The following is a 17305-nucleotide window of genomic DNA, read 5'->3' on the forward strand; positions in this document are numbered from 1 at the left end:
TATGAGCACTCAATTAACTCTCTCCGTCATCGGTTGCGGCTACTTGGGAGCGACTCATGCTGCTTGCATGTCATCGCTTGGCTTCAACGTCATCGGCGTCGATACGGATCCAGAAAAAGTTGAAATGCTCTCACGTGGTGAGCTCCCATTCTATGAACCAGGACTCGATAAGTTATTAGCCCAAGAGATTAAGACTGGCCGTTTAAATTTTACAACTGATTTTTCTGCCGTTGCTGAAGCTGATGTTCACTTTGTTTGCGTTGGAACTCCTCAAAGCAAGGATGGATTAGCCGCGGATCTAACGTATGTTAAATCCGCAGTTATTGAAATCGCACCATTTTTAAAAGAGGGCGCACTTGTTGTAGGTAAATCTACGGTTCCTGTAGGCACCGCACAGGCTCTTCGCGAGCAACTCATTAAAATTTCACCGCAAGCCGACCTGGCTTGGAACCCAGAGTTTTTACGTGAAGGTTTTGCCATTGAGGATACGTTGACACCGAATCGACTTGTCGTAGGAGTTGCTAACGATCGTGCGGAGCAGATACTTAAAGATGTATATCAACCAATAATTGCTCTTGGTACACCGTGGATTCGGGCCGATCTTGCTACGGCGGAGTTAGTTAAAGTCGCAGCAAACTCGTTCCTTGCAACAAAAATCTCTTTTATTAATGCGATGGCAGAAGTCTGCGAAGCTTCAGGAGGTGATGTAACTGTCCTTGCAAAAGCCATTGGCTACGATCCACGTATCGGAAGCCGCTTTTTGCAAGCTGGCATTGGTTTTGGTGGAGGGTGCTTACCTAAAGATATTCGCGCATTTATGGCGCGCGCCGAAGAGCTCGGCGCTAAACAGGCTCTTGAATTCTTACGTGAAATCGATGCAATCAACTTGCGCGCACGTCAGCGTGTAATCGATGTTGTCCGAAGTGATCTGTCAGAGGATTTAACTCAGTATAAAATCGCGGTTTTAGGTGCGACTTTTAAGCCAGATAGTGACGATGTGCGCGACTCTCCAGCGCTAGATATAGCAGTACAGCTACATGCTGCAGGTGCACATGTTGTAATTCACGATCCAAAAGGCATTGAACCAGCCCGAAAGCGTTTCCCAAATCTTACCTTTGCCCATGAAGTGCACGAATGTGTTAAAGATTCAGATTTAATCCTTCACCTAACAGAGTGGAAAGAGTATCGGGAGTTAGATCCGATGATTATTGGAGATTTCGTTAAGGACAAAATCATAATTGATGGTCGAAATGCCCTTGATCGTGAACTTTGGCGCAAAGCTGGATGGAAGTTCCATGCTTTAGGACGTACAGATTAACGAGGACCAAGCCGTCGATGCCCTCCTGGCAATGAAGGTATGGGCGGTAGTTGGATTAGGCAATAATCCTGCACGAGCAGCTTTCGGTGTTTCTAAATTGTTGCTGGACAAAGGCCATCAAGTAATACCGGTGTATCCACGGGCAGAAGTTGTTCATGGACAAACCGGTTATAAAAGTTTAAGTGAAATACCTTTTAAAGTCGACGTTGTTGATTGCTTTGTTAATTCCGCATTGGTCGGAAAAGTTGTTGATGAAGCAATTGCAATCGGTGCTAAAGCGGTATGGCTACAACTGGATGTGATCGACGAAGCAGCAATTGCACGTGCCAAGTCGGCAGGTTTGCTAACTGTCATGAATCGTTGTCCAGCAATTGAATATGCAGCGCGTTAACTAAAACCCAGTCTTTTGATTTCGTCGAGATACTAAATGTGCACCCTTAGCTTTGGCCTCGGCGTTCAAATCAATTAATCCTTGACCCACTTTCGCCGAGATCGTGGGATCGCAAATTCCTAATATGCGAGCAGCAAGAAGTGCGGCATTTTTTGCATTACCAACTCCAACGGTGGCTACCGGAACTCCGGCAGGCATTTGCACAATTGAAAGTAGTGAATCCATTCCATCTAGGTTTTTAAGGGCAATCGGTACGCCTATCACTGGCAGGGTGGTAAGCGATGCAACCATGCCTGGTAAGTGCGCTGCGCCACCGGCACCGGCAATAATTACCTTAAATCCCTTTGCTGCCGCGCTTTGTGCGAACTCCACCATTTCAAGCGGCATGCGATGAGCAGAGATAACATCGGCCTCAAAAGAAATCCCCAACGTGTCTAAAGCTTTTGCGGCAACTTCCATGATGGGCCAATCAGAGTCTGAACCCATGATTATCGCAACATCACTCATTAATTTCTCCACTCATGTAATCAAGGGCATGCTGAACTTCGTGTGTTAATTCTATGACGTCACTTCCCAAAAGAACCACATGGCCAATCTTACGACCTGGGCGCACATCTTTTTTGTAATGATGAAACTTCAGTCCGGGGCTACGGGCCATAAGGTGAAGATATGGCCTATACATATCACTCTTATTCGATCCCAGAATGTTTCCCATAACCGCAAAAGGTGCCGACATCGAAGGATCACCTAGTGGCAGATCTAAAACTGCACGTAAATGTTGTTCGAATTGAGAGGTGACCGATCCCTCAATCGTCCAGTGAGCTGAGTTATGAGGACGCATTGCCAGTTCATTAATAAATATTTCATCACCCTTGACAAACATTTCTACGGCCATCACTCCTACAACTCCTACTTCTTGAGCAATCTCTAAAGCTAATCTCTGTGCTTTCGTGCACAGTTCTGAACTCATCTGCGGTGCAGGTGTGATTGTTAGCGTACAGATTCCATTGGCTTGTACAGTTTGCGTAGGCGCCCATGTTGTTGCCTGCCCATGTGGTGAACGTGCAACCATTACGGCAATTTCATAATCAAACTCTATTAATTCTTCAATCAACACCTTGCCGAGCTTTGCAATTACTGAATTCAATTCACTTTCCGAATTTATTTTCCAGACTCCTCGTCCGTCATAGCCTCCAGAAATCGCTTTGGCAATGAGCGGAAACTCACTAATCCCGGAGGCGCTTGTCACAACTCTAGATTTTGGTGCTGGAAATTGGATCAATTTATTACGCATCTCCGCTTTATCCTGTGAATAAATGAAAGCGCTTGAACTTGGTCTGACTACAACACCATTGGCTTCAAGGGTTTTTATTACGCTCAATGGGACTAACTCGTGCTCAAAAGTTACAACATCACACTTCTTGGCAAACTCAAGAACGCTAGCAACATCTGCAAAATCTCCAATAATGTGGTGTGCCACTTGAGCTCCACTGTCCTTTGTTTCGGCAGCGAACAAGAGAAGATGGACTCCAAGGGCTGTGGCGGGTCCAACGCTCATTCGGGCAAGTTGTCCCGCGCCAATTATCCCGACTGTAGGAAAAGAATCACTCACTGGATTATCGTAGATGAACTATGTCGCCGGCTTGGACATGCTGGCCAGAGGCTAAAACTAACTCTCCCCTGTGCGAAATTGAAACCGCCAAGCCATTCTCACTCACTCCATGCGGATACTCCACTCGAACTTCGCGCCCAATAGTTGCGCTCAATTTTAAATAGTCAGCAGAGATCTCATCGCGACCTCCGTCCCATGCGAGGAATTTTTCTTCAAAGTTATTGAGAAATTTACTGAGTAACTGATTGCGAGTCACATTACGTGCTCCTTCAATTAGTAATGAAGTCGCAGTTGGCACCGGAAGCTGGTGAACCTGCATCCCAACATTTATTCCAACTCCAATTACGATTCCATCATCGGTGGTCTCAGCAATTATGCCTGCAACTTTTTTCTCACTTATGAGAACATCATTAGGCCACTTTAACATCGCACCAAAATCGGAAAGTATCTGCGCAAGGCTCGTCCCAACTATCAAGGGGATATAACCCCAATCATCTTGAGTGCGTTTTGGTTGTATATAGAAGGAAAATAAAAGCGCGGTTCCCTGTGGCGCATCAAAACTACGCATTAAGCGACCGCGTCCATCGCTTTGATGATCAGCGACAATTACATCCCCCGCAGCGGCAGTTCCAGCTCGAGCCAATGTAACAAGATCTCTTTGAGTTGATCCCGTGAGTTCAACTACGATTACTCGCCAGTATTGCCCAAGCGCGGCATTGATAATTGAGGCATCTATGGGTGCGCTTAGCATTTCAGTCTCCACGCCTAGTACCGTAGGGGTATGAGCCGTGATCTGCATACAACTGTTGGAAAAATCGAAGATTTACGTGCGCGAGTCGAGGAAGCAGTCCATGCAGGTTCGGCACGTGCAGTTGAGAAGCAACATGCCAAGGGTAAAAACACTGCCCGCGAGCGTATTGAGATGCTCGTCGATCACGAGTCATTTACTGAGATCGATGAGTTTGCACGTCACCGCTCAACGCAGTTTGGAATGGAGAAAAATCGACCATATGGCGACGGCGTAGTAATTGGAACGGCAACTGTAGATGGCCGCCCCATTGCGTTGTACTCACAAGATTTCACAATTATGGGCGGCTCACTCGGTGAAGTCCATGCAGAAAAAATCGTAAAGATTGCTGCCTTTGCATTAAAGAGTGGAATCCCCCTCATTGGAATCAACGACTCGGGTGGTGCACGAATTCAAGAAGGTGTTGCCTCTCTGTCTGGCTATGGAAAAATCTTTCGACTCAACACTCGCTCTTCGGGAGTAATTCCTCAGATATCACTCATACTTGGCCCTTGCGCTGGCGGCTCCGCATATTCACCTGCCCTCACTGACTTCACAGTCATGGTTAATGAAACCTCACACATGTTTATTACCGGACCAGATGTCATAAAGACGGTCACTGGTGAAGAAGTTAATATGGAAGAGCTCGGTGGAGCACGTACACATAACACCAAAACTGGTAATTCCCACTACTTGGCCGAAAACGAGGCCGACGCAATCGATTATGTAAAAGCACTTCTTTCTTATCTGCCCTCAAACAATATGGATAGCGCACCACATCTTCCACCAACTGAATCGTTAGATAAAAAACCCTCTGATTTTGCACTCGATTCGTTAATTCCCGATAATACTAATCAACCGTATGACATGAAGCTTTTAATTCAAGCTCTCGTTGATGAGGCAGAATTCCTGGAAATTCACGCACTATACGCACCAAATATAATTGTGGGGTTTGCTCGAATTGAAGGTGAATCAATTGGAATTATTGCAAACCAACCTTCGCAATTAGCTGGCACGCTTGACATTAACTCAAGTGAAAAAGCCGCGCGCTTCTTGCGTTTTTGCGATGCTTTCAATATTCCCATTCTCACCCTTGTTGATGTCCCGGGGTTTTTACCCGGTACCGAACAAGAGTGGGATGGAATCATTCGCCGTGGTGCCAAGCTGCTCTATGCATACGCAGAGGCATCCGTTCCGCTTGTCACGCTTATAACTCGTAAAGCTTATGGCGGCGCTTTTATCGTCATGGGTTCAAAATATCTTGGCAGTGACATTAACTTTGCCTGGCCTAGTGCAGAAATTGCCGTTATGGGTGCACAAGGCGCAGTAAACATTCTTTATCGAAAAGAACTGGCCGACTCTAAAGATCCTGTAGGTAAGCGTGCGGAACTGGTAAACGACTACAACGAATCGCTAGCTAATCCATACCTAGCAGCAGAGCGTGGCACGATCGACACCGTAATTGAACCAAATCAATCACGTTCCTACATCACAAAAGCATTTAGAACATTAAAGACAAAGCGAGATACATTGCCGGCGCGCAAACATGGAAATATTCCACTGTAATGAAGTACTTAATCATTAAGGGAGAGCCCACTGCTGATGAGGCAATCGCAATCGAATTTGCGATGTCTCACCATAAACGTGAGGAGTTAGAGCCGGTCATTCGAAAAAGCGCATTTGGTACTCCACAGTTACGAACGCCTTTGAACAAAAATTTCCGATACGGGAGAGTAAATTAAAACTTCTATGCCAAAGATTATCCTTGCTTCAGCATCTAATTCACGTCGGCGTCTGTTGGAATCAGCAGGTTTAAAACCGCTCATTATGGTTAGCCATGTCGATGAAGAGACTGATTTTATTAATGCACTCTCTCCTAGCGATATGGTAATTACCTTAGCTATTACTAAGGCTCACACAATTCGTGAGAAAATCGATTTTCCGGCGATTATTATCGGCTGCGATTCAACCTTCGATTTCGATGGAAAATCTCTTGGCAAACCCAGCTCTCCAGAAATCGCTATAGAGCGTGCAAAACGCGTGCAAGGTAACTCAGGGCTTTTACATACCGGTCACTGCATTATCGATACTACGAAGGATCGTGAAATTTCCAGCATTGTCACTACCAAAGTCACTTTTGACCAGATGAGCGATGATGAAATCAGTGACTACGTCGCAAGCGGTGAGCCCTTGCATGTTGCTGGAGGTTTTACTCTCGATGGCTTCAGTTCGCCGTTTATCCCCTCCATCGAGGGTGATTACACAAATGTAGTTGGGATTTCAATGCCCTTTCTTCGACGAGCATTCCTCCAACTCGGATACTCATGGCCAGAGGTTAAGGTGATGCAATGAAGCGCGTATTAATAGCCAACCGAGGTGAAATCGCAGTTCGCGTGATCCGTGCGTGTAAAGACCATGGCTTAGAGAGCGTTGCCGTTTATTCAGATGAAGATCGGAGTGCAATTCATGCTGGAATGGCAGATGCTGCATATTCCCTTGCAGGAACATCGGCAACTCACACTTATTTGAATATTGAGAAAATAATTGCAATTGCCATTGCATCTGGATCTGATGCCGTACATCCTGGCTATGGATTCCTATCTGAAAATGCAGATTTTGCTCAAGCCGTCATTGATGCTGGCTTAATTTGGATTGGACCTCCACCCGTTGCGATTCGCGCATTAGGTGACAAGGTCTCTGCGCGCAAAATCGCTGCAAAGGCAGGTGCTCCTTTAGTAGCAGGTACTCAAGATCCGGTTGCTGGACATGAAGAAGTCACCGCTTTTGCTAAAGAACATGGCCTACCAGTTGCGATTAAAGCCGCCCATGGCGGCGGCGGACGCGGCTTGAAAGTTGCTCGAACCATGGAGGAAATCCCAGAGTTATTTGCTTCTGCGGTGCGCGAAGCCATCAGTGGATTTGGTCGGGGTGAGTGTTTTGTTGAGCGCTATTTGGATAAACCTCGACATGTTGAAACTCAGGTTCTCGTTGATAAATATGGTCATGCCGTGGTGGTCAGTACGCGCGATTGCTCGCTACAGCGCCGTCATCAAAAATTAGTAGAAGAGGCACCTGCGCCATTTTTAACCGATGCACAAAATAAAGAGTTGTACCGCTCTAGCAAAGCAATCATGAAGGAGGCTGGCTATATTGGTGCGGGTACATGCGAATTTTTAGTTGGCCTTGATGGCACAATTTCATTTCTTGAAGTGAATACACGGCTACAGGTTGAGCATCCAGTCAGTGAAGAGATTACTGGAATAGATTTAGTGCGAGAACAGTTTAGAATTGCAATGGGTGAATCGCTGGGTTTTGATGATCCGATTATTCGCGGCCATGCAATTGAGTTTCGTATCAACGGTGAAGATCCGGGGCGATCTTTTTTGCCTGCTCCAGGTCGCATAAGTAAATGGGCAACCCCTAATGGACCTGGAGTGCGTGTGGATGCCGGTTTCAAAAGCGGTGACACCATTGGCGGCAACTTTGATTCACTCCTTGCCAAACTAATAGTTACAGGGGCAACTCGCAAGCAGGCAATTGAGCGGGCACGTAGAGCACTTGCAGAGTTCACCATCGATGGTTTAGCAACGGCATTGCCTTTTCACCGGGCAATTGTTAATGATCCTGCATTTACTGAAGAGTTCACAATCTATACCAGTTATATTGAAAATGAGTTCAATAATACGATCCCAGCATTTACCGCCACGGTCGAACCCTTACAAAGCCACATGGCGCCAGAGCATTTGGTCACTGAAGTGAATGGTAAACGCTTTGAAATTTTAGTTCATGCACCAAAGCCTTTAATTAAACGCCATCGAGCTAAGGCAGGTATGAGCGGTGCTTCAAATAGCTCCGGCTTAACCAGTCCAATGCAAGGTACAGTGGTAAAAATCGCGGTAGGGGTTGGTGCAAAAGTTACAGAAGGCGATCTCATCATCGTGCTTGAAGCAATGAAGATGGAACAACCACTCATGGCCCATAAATCTGGTGTTATAGCTAACCTCACTGCCGTCATCGGAGCCACGGTTTCAAGTGGCACGACCCTGTGTGACATTATTGATGCATGACTTCGAGCGAGCTCCTTTATAGCGATCCAATGGTTGCAGCAACTGCCGCCGCTGGTGTCACAGGCAAAAAACTCAACCACGAAGAGGTTATTGCCGCTGGCAAAGTGGCCGCTGATCGGATGGGCGCACTTCTCAATGGCGTTATCCCGAAGTTATTCTAAGAACATGGAGCTACGAAGAGAAGTACAAGAGTGGATTGCCGACGATCCTGATCCAGCGACCGCTGCCAAACTGCAGGGTTGGCTTGATACCGACAATGAAGTAGAGCTTCGCACCTCGTTTTCCGGTTTTCTCCAGTTTGGTACCGCTGGTCTGCGTGGCCCAGTCCGACCAGGTCCATCGGGTATGAACCGTGCAGTAGTCGGACGTACGGCAGCTGCGATTGCTGCATATATGAGAGAGCGTCAACTAACGTCGGTGGTAATTGGACGCGATGCGCGTCACGGTTCAGAGGATTTCACGCAAGAGACTGCGCAGATAATGAGTGGCGCGGGAATGAAGGTCTATGTCCTTCCACGCCCACTTCCTACCCCCGTTTTAGCCTTTGCAACTAATGAATTAAAGTGCGACGTCGGAATAATGGTCACTGCAAGCCACAACCCACCACAAGATAATGGATACAAAGTTTATTTAGGCGGTACCGTTGATGGAATTCATTATCGAGGATCACAAATTGTCTCTCCTACCGATGAGTCAATTGCCGCTCACATACATGCCATAACTTCTTTGGCCATCCAGCCTCGTGGCCATGTATGGAGCATTGTCGATGAAGAGATCATAAGTGAGTACATCCGAATTACTGCAGCGATTGCAAATAGACCTGGTACCTTAAAGATTGTCTACACCGCGATGCATGGTGTTGGAACTGAAACTTTATTGAATGTATTTCAGAAGGCCGGCTTTCCTTCTCCAATTTTAGTTGATGCCCAAGCACAACCTGATCCAGATTTTCCAACTGTGGCATTTCCTAACCCGGAAGAGCCTGGTGCTATTGATTTAGCACTTGAAACCGCACGGGCAACTGATGCAGATTTAGTTATAGCAAATGACCCAGATGCCGATAGATGTGCAGCCGCAGTTAATGATCCAATTTCTGGTTGGCGGATGCTACGTGGAGATGAGTTAGGTGCCATTTTTGGTGAATCTATTGCACGCACAACGAAAAAGGGAATTCTTGCCAATTCAATTGTTTCTTCCACGATTTTGAGCAAAATCGCAGCCCATTACAATTTAGATTTCAAGCAGACACTTACAGGGTTTAAATGGCTAGCAAAGATTGATGGACTTACATTTGGATACGAGGAAGCGCTTGGTTATGCAGTTGATGCTATTACCGTCAATGATAAAGATGGAATTTCTGCTGCGATAAAATTAGCTCAAATAGCTACTGATTTGGCGCACGAAAATCGAACGCTGCTGAACTTATTGGATGAGATTTGGGCCAGATATGGATTCCATGCAACTGAACAGATTTCAATTCGCTTAACTGATCTATCTCAAGTAGGCAGCATAATGGGTCAACTGCGCTCAAATCCCCCATCGGCAATCGCTGGTTATCCTGTCACCTCTATAGATGACTTAGCCAAACCTAGCGATGATTTACCTCCGACTGATGGAATACGTATTTGGTTAGATGGCGCAATTCGAATAATCATTCGCCCAAGCGGAACTGAAGCAAAGATGAAGTGTTACATTGAGGTTATTGCAGAAAATTTAGCAAGTGCAAACATTGTTCTTGATCGTTTACGTGCACCATTAAAGGAATTGCTATCGTGAGTTTTTACGGATTAGTTGATGGTAGTGATGCATCACTAAAGAGGTATCTAGGTGCACTCTCAGGTGTGGACCAAGTCGGAGCCGATGCGCGAGCTTCAATGTTGGCAACCCGTAGCATTAAAACAACCTCTAAACGTTGGGCGATTGATATGGCAATATCTATGGTGGATTTAACAACGCTCGAAGGCGCCGATACTCCAGGCAAAGTTCAAGCTCTGTGCACTAAGGCGGTACGACCAGATCCTACTAATTTAACTGTGCCCAGCGTTGGCGCGGTTTGCGTTTACAATGACATGGTTGGGGTAGCCCGCAAACACCTTGATGTGATTGGCGGCTCACATGTTGGTGTAGCTGCCGTGTCTACTGCATTTCCATCGGGCCGGGCATCTATGCCGGTAAAAATCCAAGATACTACAGATGCCCTCAACGCCGGAGCATCTGAGATAGATATGGTGATCGATCGTGGGGCATTTCTAAGTGGGGATTACATCACGGTCTTTAACGAGATTGTACAAATTCGCGAACTCTGTGGTGAGCGAGCACATTTAAAGGTTATCTTTGAAACGGGCGAGCTCGTCACTTATGACAATGTAAGAAAAGCATCTTTCCTTGCGATGGCCGCCGGCGCTGATTTCATTAAAACATCTACTGGAAAAGTGGCACCTGCCGCTACCGCGCCAGTCGTTTTAGTCATGCTGGAAGCTGTACGCGATTTTTACTCTATGACACAAAAACGTATCGGAGTAAAACCTGCAGGAGGCATCAGAAATACTAAAGATGCGATCAAGCAGTTAGTTCTAGTTAATGAGACCGCTGGACCGGAGTGGCTCACACCATCGCTCTTTCGCATCGGTGCTAGTGCGCTACTCAATGATTTACTGATGCAACGTATGAAAATGGATGATGGCTACTACGCTAGCCCTGCCTACGTAACGATCGATTAATGGAGACCCCAATGAAATTTGACTATGCGCCCGCACCCGAATCGCGCTCCATTGTCTCGATTAAGCCCAAATATGGCCACTTTATCGGTGGAAAGTTCGTGGCCGGCCGCAAACACTTCCCGACTTTTAATCCAGCAACTGAAGAGATACTTAGCCAGATTGCCCTAGCCGGTGTGGCCGAAGTCGATGCTGCTGTAAAAGCAGCGCGCAAGGCATACACAACAACATGGTCAAAAATGAGCGGGCGAGAGCGAGGTAAGTACTTATTTCGCATTGCTCGAATTATGCAGGAGCGCTCACGAGAGTTTGCAGTCCTAGAAACTTTAGATAATGGAAAGCCAATTCGTGAATCGCGTGACGTTGATATTCCATTAGCCGCGGCACATTTTTTCTATCACGCTGGATGGGCGGATAAATTAGAGTTCGCAGGTCTTGGAACTTCAACTAAGCCACATGGTGTTGCAGGACAAATCATTCCCTGGAACTTTCCATTATTAATGCTCGCGTGGAAAGTTGCGCCTGCACTAGCCACCGGCAACACAGTCGTTCTAAAACCTGCCGAAAATACATCTCTCACCGCACTTTTATTCGCAGAAGTTTGCCAACAGGCAGAGCTTCCTCCAGGTGTGGTGAATATCGTTACTGGCAATGGGTCAACTGGCGCATTAATTGTTAACCATCCGGGTATTGATAAAATAGCATTTACAGGATCAACTGAAGTTGGCAAGATTATTGCCCGTGCAGTTGCCCCAACTCAAAAGAGTGTAACGCTCGAACTGGGCGGCAAAGCCGCAAACATAATTTTTGAAGATGCCGCAATTGACGAGGCCATCGAAGGCATCGTCAATGGAGTGTTCTTCAATCAAGGCCATGTCTGTTGCGCTGGCTCTCGACTAATTCTGCAAGAGAGCGTCGCCGTCGAAGTAATAGAAAAACTTAAGAGACGTATGGCTCTCATTCGAGTTGGTGATCCAATGGATAAAAATACGGACTTAGGTGCAATCAATAGTAAAGAACAGCTCCTTAAAATTCGTGAGCTCTCGGCAACAGGTGACACTGAGGGTGCGCAGCGTTGGAGTGCTCCATGTGATTTACCGAAGAAGGGATTTTGGTTCGCACCAACGATTTTCACCGGCGTTACGCAAGCACACCGCATTGCGCGGGAAGAGATATTTGGACCAGTGCTCTCGATTCTTACCTTTAGAACTCCTCAAGAGGCCATAGATAAGGCTAATAACACCCCTTTTGGCCTCTCTGCTGGAATCTGGAGCGAGAAGGGCTCTCGTATTTTGTGGGCTAGTCAGCAACTTCGTGCAGGTGTTATCTGGTCAAATACTTTTAATAAATTTGATCCAACATCTCCCTTTGGTGGATACAAGGAGTCTGGCTGGGGTCGCGAAGGTGGAAGACATGGGTTAAGTGCATATTTAAAGGGGATTGGCCATGAGTAATCGAATAGACGTCAAAAAAACTTATAAGTTATACATCAACGGTGCATTTCCCCGTTCTGAATCTGGCCGCACATATGAAATCAAAGATGCGAAGGGCGTATTTATCGCTAATCCATGTCTAGCTTCCAGAAAAGATTTAAAGGATGCTGTAGTGGCCGCGCGCGCCGCTCATTCTGGTTGGAACAAAGCTTCTGCTTACAACAAGGGGCAGATCCTCTATCGCATCGCGGAGATGCTAGAGGGTAGGCGCTCTCAGTTTGTCCAAGAGATTGTTACAGTAACTGGTATCACTACAGTCAAGGCCGAAAAGGAGGTCACAGATTCTGTAGATCGTTTAGTCTGGTATGCAGGCTGGAGCGATAAACTTTCCTCACTTTCAGGTGCTCTTAACCCAGTTGCCGGTCCTTACTATAACTTTACGGTGCCGGAGAGCATGGGAGTTATCGCCGCGATCGCACCAGAATCCCCCTCCTTACTTGGGCTCATAGATGCGATTGCACCGGTAATCGTTGGTGGAAATACTGTGATTGTTTTAGCGAGCACTAAAGCTCCACTCTCTGCCATGAGTTTTGCCGAAGTAGTTGCTACAAGCGATGTTCCTGCTGGGGTTATCAATATTTTGACGGGCAAGAAAGATGAGATTGCACCATGGATGGCATCACATATGGATATCGATGGTTTTGATATTTCTGGTCTCGGAGCTAAATCACATGGAGCAGTTCGAATCGCTGGGGCTGAAAACTTAAAGCGGATCTATAGTTTTAACTCCGCCGATCCTAGTCGAATCCTTGCTTTCTTAGAAAACAAGACCGTCTGGCACCCAATAGGGCTCTAAGACCAGCCTTTATCAATGGTTTTTAGCCACAGTTGGCGCACACTCTCAACATCTAAGTCCATCACAACTCGAACTTTAGCTGAATCTTCAAGACTAAGCGGCTCAAGATCTTTTAAAAATGCAGCGCGACGATCACAAATTGTCTGACCCCGAGCAGGACCAGATGATGTATCTACAACGACATCAAACATCTCTGTAGTAAATAGTTCAGGGTGAATCACCGTAGCGACTGCACCGAAATCTCCTAAAGTTATTGGGGAAATATGCAATCTCTCGATGAAAGCCTCGATGAGAGAACCTGCAAACTTCGCAGCTGGAATTGTTGAGTTTTTTAAGCGAACCGCCTCTGCACTGGTAATTCCAAGACGCATAAACACATCAAGGCCATACATTGTGATTGGGACTCCGCTTTGAAAGACAATTGCAGCAGCTTCAGGATCATGCCAAATATTGAATTCGGATGCCGCCGTTGCGTTGCCTGCCGATGCAGATCCACCCATCAAAACAATTCGGTGAATTTTTTTTGCGCTCTCAGGGAATGCACGTAAGAAAAGTGCGATATTTGTAAGTGGTGCAACTGGCACCAAAGTTACTGGATCCTTAGAAGTTTCAACTAAATCACGCAATAATTCAACGGCTGAACGAGGATCAACGCGGCGAATCGATTGAGCAATTCCAAGATCACCCATACCGTCGGCACCATGTATATACTCGGCATACTGAGAAATCCCAAGCAATGGCCGAACGGCTCCTCGCGCAACTGGAATATCACCAGCGCCTGCGGCATCTAAAACCTTCAAAGTATTAGCAACAACTTGATCAACGTTTGTATTGCCATCAACGCAAGTGATTCCTAAGAGATTTATCTGCGGATGAAGAGCTGCAAAGAGAACTGCAAAGGCATCGTCGACACCAGTATCAACATCAAGAATAATTGAAGTTTTATTCATAAGGGGTAGCCTAGCGCTATGAGTAAAGCAGTAGTCGCAGTCGTTGGAAGCGCCATGATTGATTTAACGGCTTACGCCCAGACTTTGCCGAAACCCGGACAGACACTCGTTGGTGATCTCTTTACTACTGGATTCGGGGGAAAAGGGGCTAACCAAGCCGTAATTGCAGCACATTGCGGTGCCGAAGTTCACTTCATTGGAAAAATAGGCCGCGATCTCTTTGGCGACTCAATCGCAGCCAACTTTTCAACATTAGGTATTAATTCTGATTATGTAGAACGCTCAGATACTCCAACAGGTGTTGCGCATATTTGGGTGGATGGCGCTGGTGAAAATAGAATCATCATTATCCCAGGAGCTAATCATGAAATTGAGAACCCCAAGGCAGTAGCTGCAATCGAATCTATAGAGAATTTGGCGGTTGTAATTGCTCAATGTGAAATTAGGCAAGAGGTTTCACTCGCAACCTTTAGAGCAGCGAAAGCTCGAGGATGTATAACTATTTTAAATCCTGCACCGTATCAAGTGCTCTCGCCGGAGTTACTTAAACTGTGCGACTGGATAATTCCAAATGAAACAGAGTTCCGGGAGCTACATGGGCAACTTCCAACTAGTGATGAAATTCTAAGAGAATTTAGACCGGGTAAGAATTCAGTGGTAACTCTTGGCTCTCTAGGTGCTGCATTAATCAATGCAGATGGTTCAATTATTTGGACCTCGGCCCCAATTGTTAATGCAGTAGATACAACAGGTGCTGGAGATGCCTTTGTCGGAACATTTGCATATGCCTTAGCAAGTGGATTGAGTTCTGATAAGGCACTTGCACTTGGAATCAAAGTCGCATCCTTAAGTGTTACTAAAAAAGGTGCTCAATCTTCATATCCGACTCAAGCAGAAATCTCTACTCTCTCGTAACCTCGCAAGACAAAGGTTGGCCGGCGTACTGGCTCACTTGCAAGTGACATATCAGGATATTTCTCCCATAGCGCGGGTAATGAAACTCCCATTTCCAAGCGAGCAAGTGGAGCACCTAAACAAAAATGAATTCCGGCACCGAACCCGATGTGTGGATTTGGATCTCGAGTTACATCCATCTCATCAGCATTTTCAAAAACCGCACTATCTCTATTAGCAGAACCAATTAGAGCGGCAATCTTTTGACCCTCTTTAATTGCAACTCCTCCAAGTTCAGTATCTTTCGTCGCCGTACGCTCAAAAAGCTGAAGAGGTGCATCAAAGCGCATGAACTCCTCTAAAGCCATCTCTGTAAGGCCTCTAGGGTTATTGCGAAGAAGTGCTCTTTGATCTGATCGACGCAGAACCTCAACCATTCCGTTACCAAAAGCATTCACACTCGCCTCATGACCGGCGTTGAGTAACAAAACAGCGGTCGCGACAAGTTCGTGCATGTTTAACTTCTCCCCGTTTTCCTCAACCATTGCTAAGTCCGTAATTAAATCAGTTCCTGGTCTCCTTTTTCGTTCCTCCGCCAGTGTTCGCACATAATCGGCAAACTCACCAGCGGCAACCTTAGCTTCACTTTGATACTTCAATGATGGATTAACTTCATACATTTTAACTATCGCTTGCGACCATGGGCGTAGTAGGTATTCTTCAGATTTTGGAAAACCTAAAAGGTCGGCGATGATTTTAACTGGAAGAGGTTCGGCATAATCGGCGATTAGGTCGAAGTTCTCACCGCTCTTAACTTTCACATTGATTGCATCTAAGAGTTCATTGGTGATTCGTTCAATTGCCGGACGCATCCCCTCAATCTTGTTTCGATTAAAGGCTTTAGCCACTAAAGCACGAAGTCGTGTGTGCTTAGGTGGCTCACTATCTAGAATCGAATCTGAGTGGAGCCAGTTAAACGTCGCCCACTCGAACTCAGGCTGCTTATCTACAAAAATTCGTCCCAAAGATTTGTTGCGAAAGACTTCATTTGCATCGCGGTGGCAAGCTGCTAAAAATATTCCCAAACCTTCATGCCACAAGGGCTTACCTACGTTTCGTAACTCCTTTAACCCAGCATATGGATTTGCAATAAATGCCGGATCATTAAAATCAACCATTACTCCGATGCTATTTTCTGATATCCAGGTTTAATGATTCCCTCAATAATCTTCAAGCGCTCTGGATACGGGATGAAAGCGCTCTTCATTGCATTAATAGTTACGCGCTGAAGTTCTGTGAAATCCCAACCAAAGGCATTAACTGCCTCACTCATCTCAAAGGACATTGAGGTTTGGCTCATTAAGCGATTATCGGTATTTAAAGTTACGCGAAAACGAAGCTTCGCTAAAGCTCCAATCGGGTGCTCGGCGTAGCTTTTAGCCGCCCCAGTTTGAAGATTTGATGTTGGGCAGAGTTCGAGCGGAATCCGCCGATCTCGAACGTAGGATGCAAGCTGACCCAAAATCGGTTCTGGCCCTGAGAAATCAATATCATCAATAATTCGTACGCCATGTCCTAAACGCTCAGCACCGCAGATCTGAATCGCCTCCCAAATAGAAGGCAGACCATAAGCCTCACCTGCGTGAATAGTAAAGTGCGCATCCTCTTTACGTAGATAATCAAAGGTTTCCTTCTGATCACTAGGTGGAAAACCATCTTCAGGACCGGCAATATCAAAACCGACGACACCTAGATGGCGATACTTAACAACTAACTCTGCAACCTCTTGTGAATGTTTATTCTGTCGCATCCCACACAGCAGTGAGTAGACGGCAATCTCATGACCTTCGGCCTTTGCCTCTGCCATTCCCTGCCTATATCCCTCAAGAGTTGCTTCAACTACTTCGGCCATTGTTAAGCCTTTTTCAGTAAATAACTCGGGTGCGCCACGTATTTCGGCATAGACAACGCCATCGCGTGCAAGATCGAGCGCGCACTCACGCGCAACACGGATAATATCTTCGCGGCGCTGCATAACGGCTATGGTGTGAGAAAAAGTTTCTAGATATCTAACGAGTGAACCTGAGTCACATGATTCGCGAAACCACGTAGCCAATTCCGCTGCATCCTGAGTGGGTAATAACGTGTATCCAATTTCGGCAGCAATATCAATAATTGTCTGTGGGCGTAGTCCACCATCTAAGTGATCGTGCAACATTACTTTAGGGATGCGTTTAATTTGATCTGCACTAGGCGTGCTATTCATTGCCATTCTTAATT

At 46.2% G+C, this 17305-nt stretch carries 18 protein-coding genes; 12 read left to right on the forward strand and 6 right to left on the reverse strand.

All coding sequences use genetic code 11. The features are described from left to right. Position 1 precedes the first annotated feature (1 nt). Both Q8K48_01490 and Q8K48_01495 read left to right on the forward strand, forming a co-directional pair. The gene (locus Q8K48_01490) at positions 2-1318 is read left to right on the forward strand and encodes a UDP-glucose/GDP-mannose dehydrogenase family protein (GenBank protein MDP1851069.1); all 1317 of its coding nucleotides are present in this window, start codon (positions 2-4) and stop codon (positions 1316-1318) included. A 31-nt stretch (positions 1319-1349) separates the two neighbouring features. Then, the gene (locus Q8K48_01495; protein MDP1851070.1) at positions 1350-1709 is read left to right on the forward strand and encodes a CoA-binding protein; all 360 of its coding nucleotides are present in this window, start codon (positions 1350-1352) and stop codon (positions 1707-1709) included. Here the strand turns inward: Q8K48_01495 and purE are convergent, their stop codons facing one another. The 3 genes from purE to Q8K48_01510 are packed head-to-tail and all read right to left on the reverse strand — an operon-like array spanning position 1710 to position 4072. After that, positions 1710-2216 (reverse strand): 5-(carboxyamino)imidazole ribonucleotide mutase, encoded by a 507-nt coding sequence (gene purE, locus Q8K48_01500; GenBank protein ID MDP1851071.1) that lies wholly within the window; start codon positions 2214-2216, stop codon positions 1710-1712. After that, a complete protein-coding gene (locus tag Q8K48_01505) occupies positions 2209-3321 on the reverse strand; it encodes a 5-(carboxyamino)imidazole ribonucleotide synthase (GenBank protein ID MDP1851072.1) in 1113 nt (370 codons plus the stop codon). The genes purE and Q8K48_01505 overlap by 8 nt, the downstream gene beginning before the upstream one ends. Positions 3322-3325: 4 nt before the next feature. Next, on the reverse strand, positions 3326-4072 hold the full coding sequence (locus tag Q8K48_01510; protein MDP1851073.1) for a biotin--[acetyl-CoA-carboxylase] ligase: 747 nt from the start codon (positions 4070-4072) through the stop codon (positions 3326-3328). Positions 4073-4102: 30 nt separating this feature from the next. Between Q8K48_01510 and Q8K48_01515 the strand changes: the two genes are divergently transcribed. The 9 genes from Q8K48_01515 to Q8K48_01555 are packed head-to-tail and all read left to right on the forward strand — an operon-like array spanning position 4103 to position 13181. Beyond that, positions 4103-5674, forward strand: a complete 1572-nt coding sequence (locus Q8K48_01515) for an acyl-CoA carboxylase subunit beta (GenBank protein ID MDP1851074.1) — start codon at positions 4103-4105, stop codon at positions 5672-5674. Then, positions 5674-5850, forward strand: coding sequence for a hypothetical protein (locus Q8K48_01520; protein ID MDP1851075.1), 177 nt, complete (start codon positions 5674-5676; stop codon positions 5848-5850). The genes Q8K48_01515 and Q8K48_01520 overlap by 1 nt, the downstream gene beginning before the upstream one ends. A 7-nt stretch (positions 5851-5857) precedes the next feature. Continuing rightward, positions 5858-6460, forward strand: coding sequence for a nucleoside triphosphate pyrophosphatase (locus Q8K48_01525; GenBank protein MDP1851076.1), 603 nt, complete (start codon positions 5858-5860; stop codon positions 6458-6460). After that, positions 6457-8175, forward strand: a complete 1719-nt coding sequence (locus Q8K48_01530) for a biotin carboxylase N-terminal domain-containing protein (GenBank protein MDP1851077.1) — start codon at positions 6457-6459, stop codon at positions 8173-8175. The genes Q8K48_01525 and Q8K48_01530 overlap by 4 nt, the downstream gene beginning before the upstream one ends. After that, on the forward strand, positions 8172-8336 hold the full coding sequence (locus Q8K48_01535; GenBank protein MDP1851078.1) for a hypothetical protein: 165 nt from the start codon (positions 8172-8174) through the stop codon (positions 8334-8336). The genes Q8K48_01530 and Q8K48_01535 overlap by 4 nt, the downstream gene beginning before the upstream one ends. 4 nt (positions 8337-8340) lie before the next feature. After that, positions 8341-9951, forward strand: a complete 1611-nt coding sequence (locus Q8K48_01540) for a phospho-sugar mutase (GenBank protein ID MDP1851079.1) — start codon at positions 8341-8343, stop codon at positions 9949-9951. After that, a complete protein-coding gene (deoC, locus tag Q8K48_01545) occupies positions 9948-10895 on the forward strand; it encodes a deoxyribose-phosphate aldolase (protein MDP1851080.1) in 948 nt (315 codons plus the stop codon). Before Q8K48_01540 ends, deoC begins: the two co-directional genes overlap by 4 nt. Before the next feature lie 11 nt (positions 10896-10906). Further along, a complete protein-coding gene (locus Q8K48_01550) occupies positions 10907-12346 on the forward strand; it encodes an aldehyde dehydrogenase family protein (GenBank protein ID MDP1851081.1) in 1440 nt (479 codons plus the stop codon). Beyond that, positions 12339-13181: an aldehyde dehydrogenase family protein gene (locus Q8K48_01555; GenBank protein MDP1851082.1), complete on the forward strand. Its 843-nt coding sequence runs from the start codon at positions 12339-12341 to the stop codon at positions 13179-13181. Before Q8K48_01550 ends, Q8K48_01555 begins: the two co-directional genes overlap by 8 nt. On the opposite strand, the gene Q8K48_01560 is transcribed toward Q8K48_01555, so the two are convergent. After that, complete coding sequence (locus Q8K48_01560; GenBank protein MDP1851083.1) at positions 13178-14131, reverse strand: nucleoside hydrolase; 954 nt, start codon at positions 14129-14131, stop codon at positions 13178-13180. The two genes, Q8K48_01555 and Q8K48_01560, sit on opposite strands and share 4 nt — an antisense overlap. 18 nt (positions 14132-14149) lie before the next feature. On the opposite strand from Q8K48_01560, the gene Q8K48_01565 reads away from it, so the two are divergent. Beyond that, positions 14150-15046 (forward strand): ribokinase, encoded by an 897-nt coding sequence (locus Q8K48_01565; protein MDP1851084.1) that lies wholly within the window; start codon positions 14150-14152, stop codon positions 15044-15046. On the opposite strand, the gene Q8K48_01570 is transcribed toward Q8K48_01565, so the two are convergent. Next, a complete protein-coding gene (locus Q8K48_01570; protein ID MDP1851085.1) occupies positions 15019-16203 on the reverse strand; it encodes a cytochrome P450 in 1185 nt (394 codons plus the stop codon). The two genes, Q8K48_01565 and Q8K48_01570, sit on opposite strands and share 28 nt — an antisense overlap. Then, positions 16203-17297 carry an adenosine deaminase gene (locus Q8K48_01575; protein MDP1851086.1) on the reverse strand — a complete coding sequence of 365 codons (1095 nt, stop codon included), beginning with the start codon at positions 17295-17297 and terminating at the stop codon, positions 16203-16205. The genes Q8K48_01570 and Q8K48_01575 overlap by 1 nt, the downstream gene beginning before the upstream one ends. Positions 17298-17305 lie beyond the last annotated feature (8 nt).

The organism is Candidatus Planktophila sp. (assembly GCA_030681675.1).
Lineage (GTDB): Bacteria > Actinomycetota > Actinomycetes > Nanopelagicales > Nanopelagicaceae > Planktophila.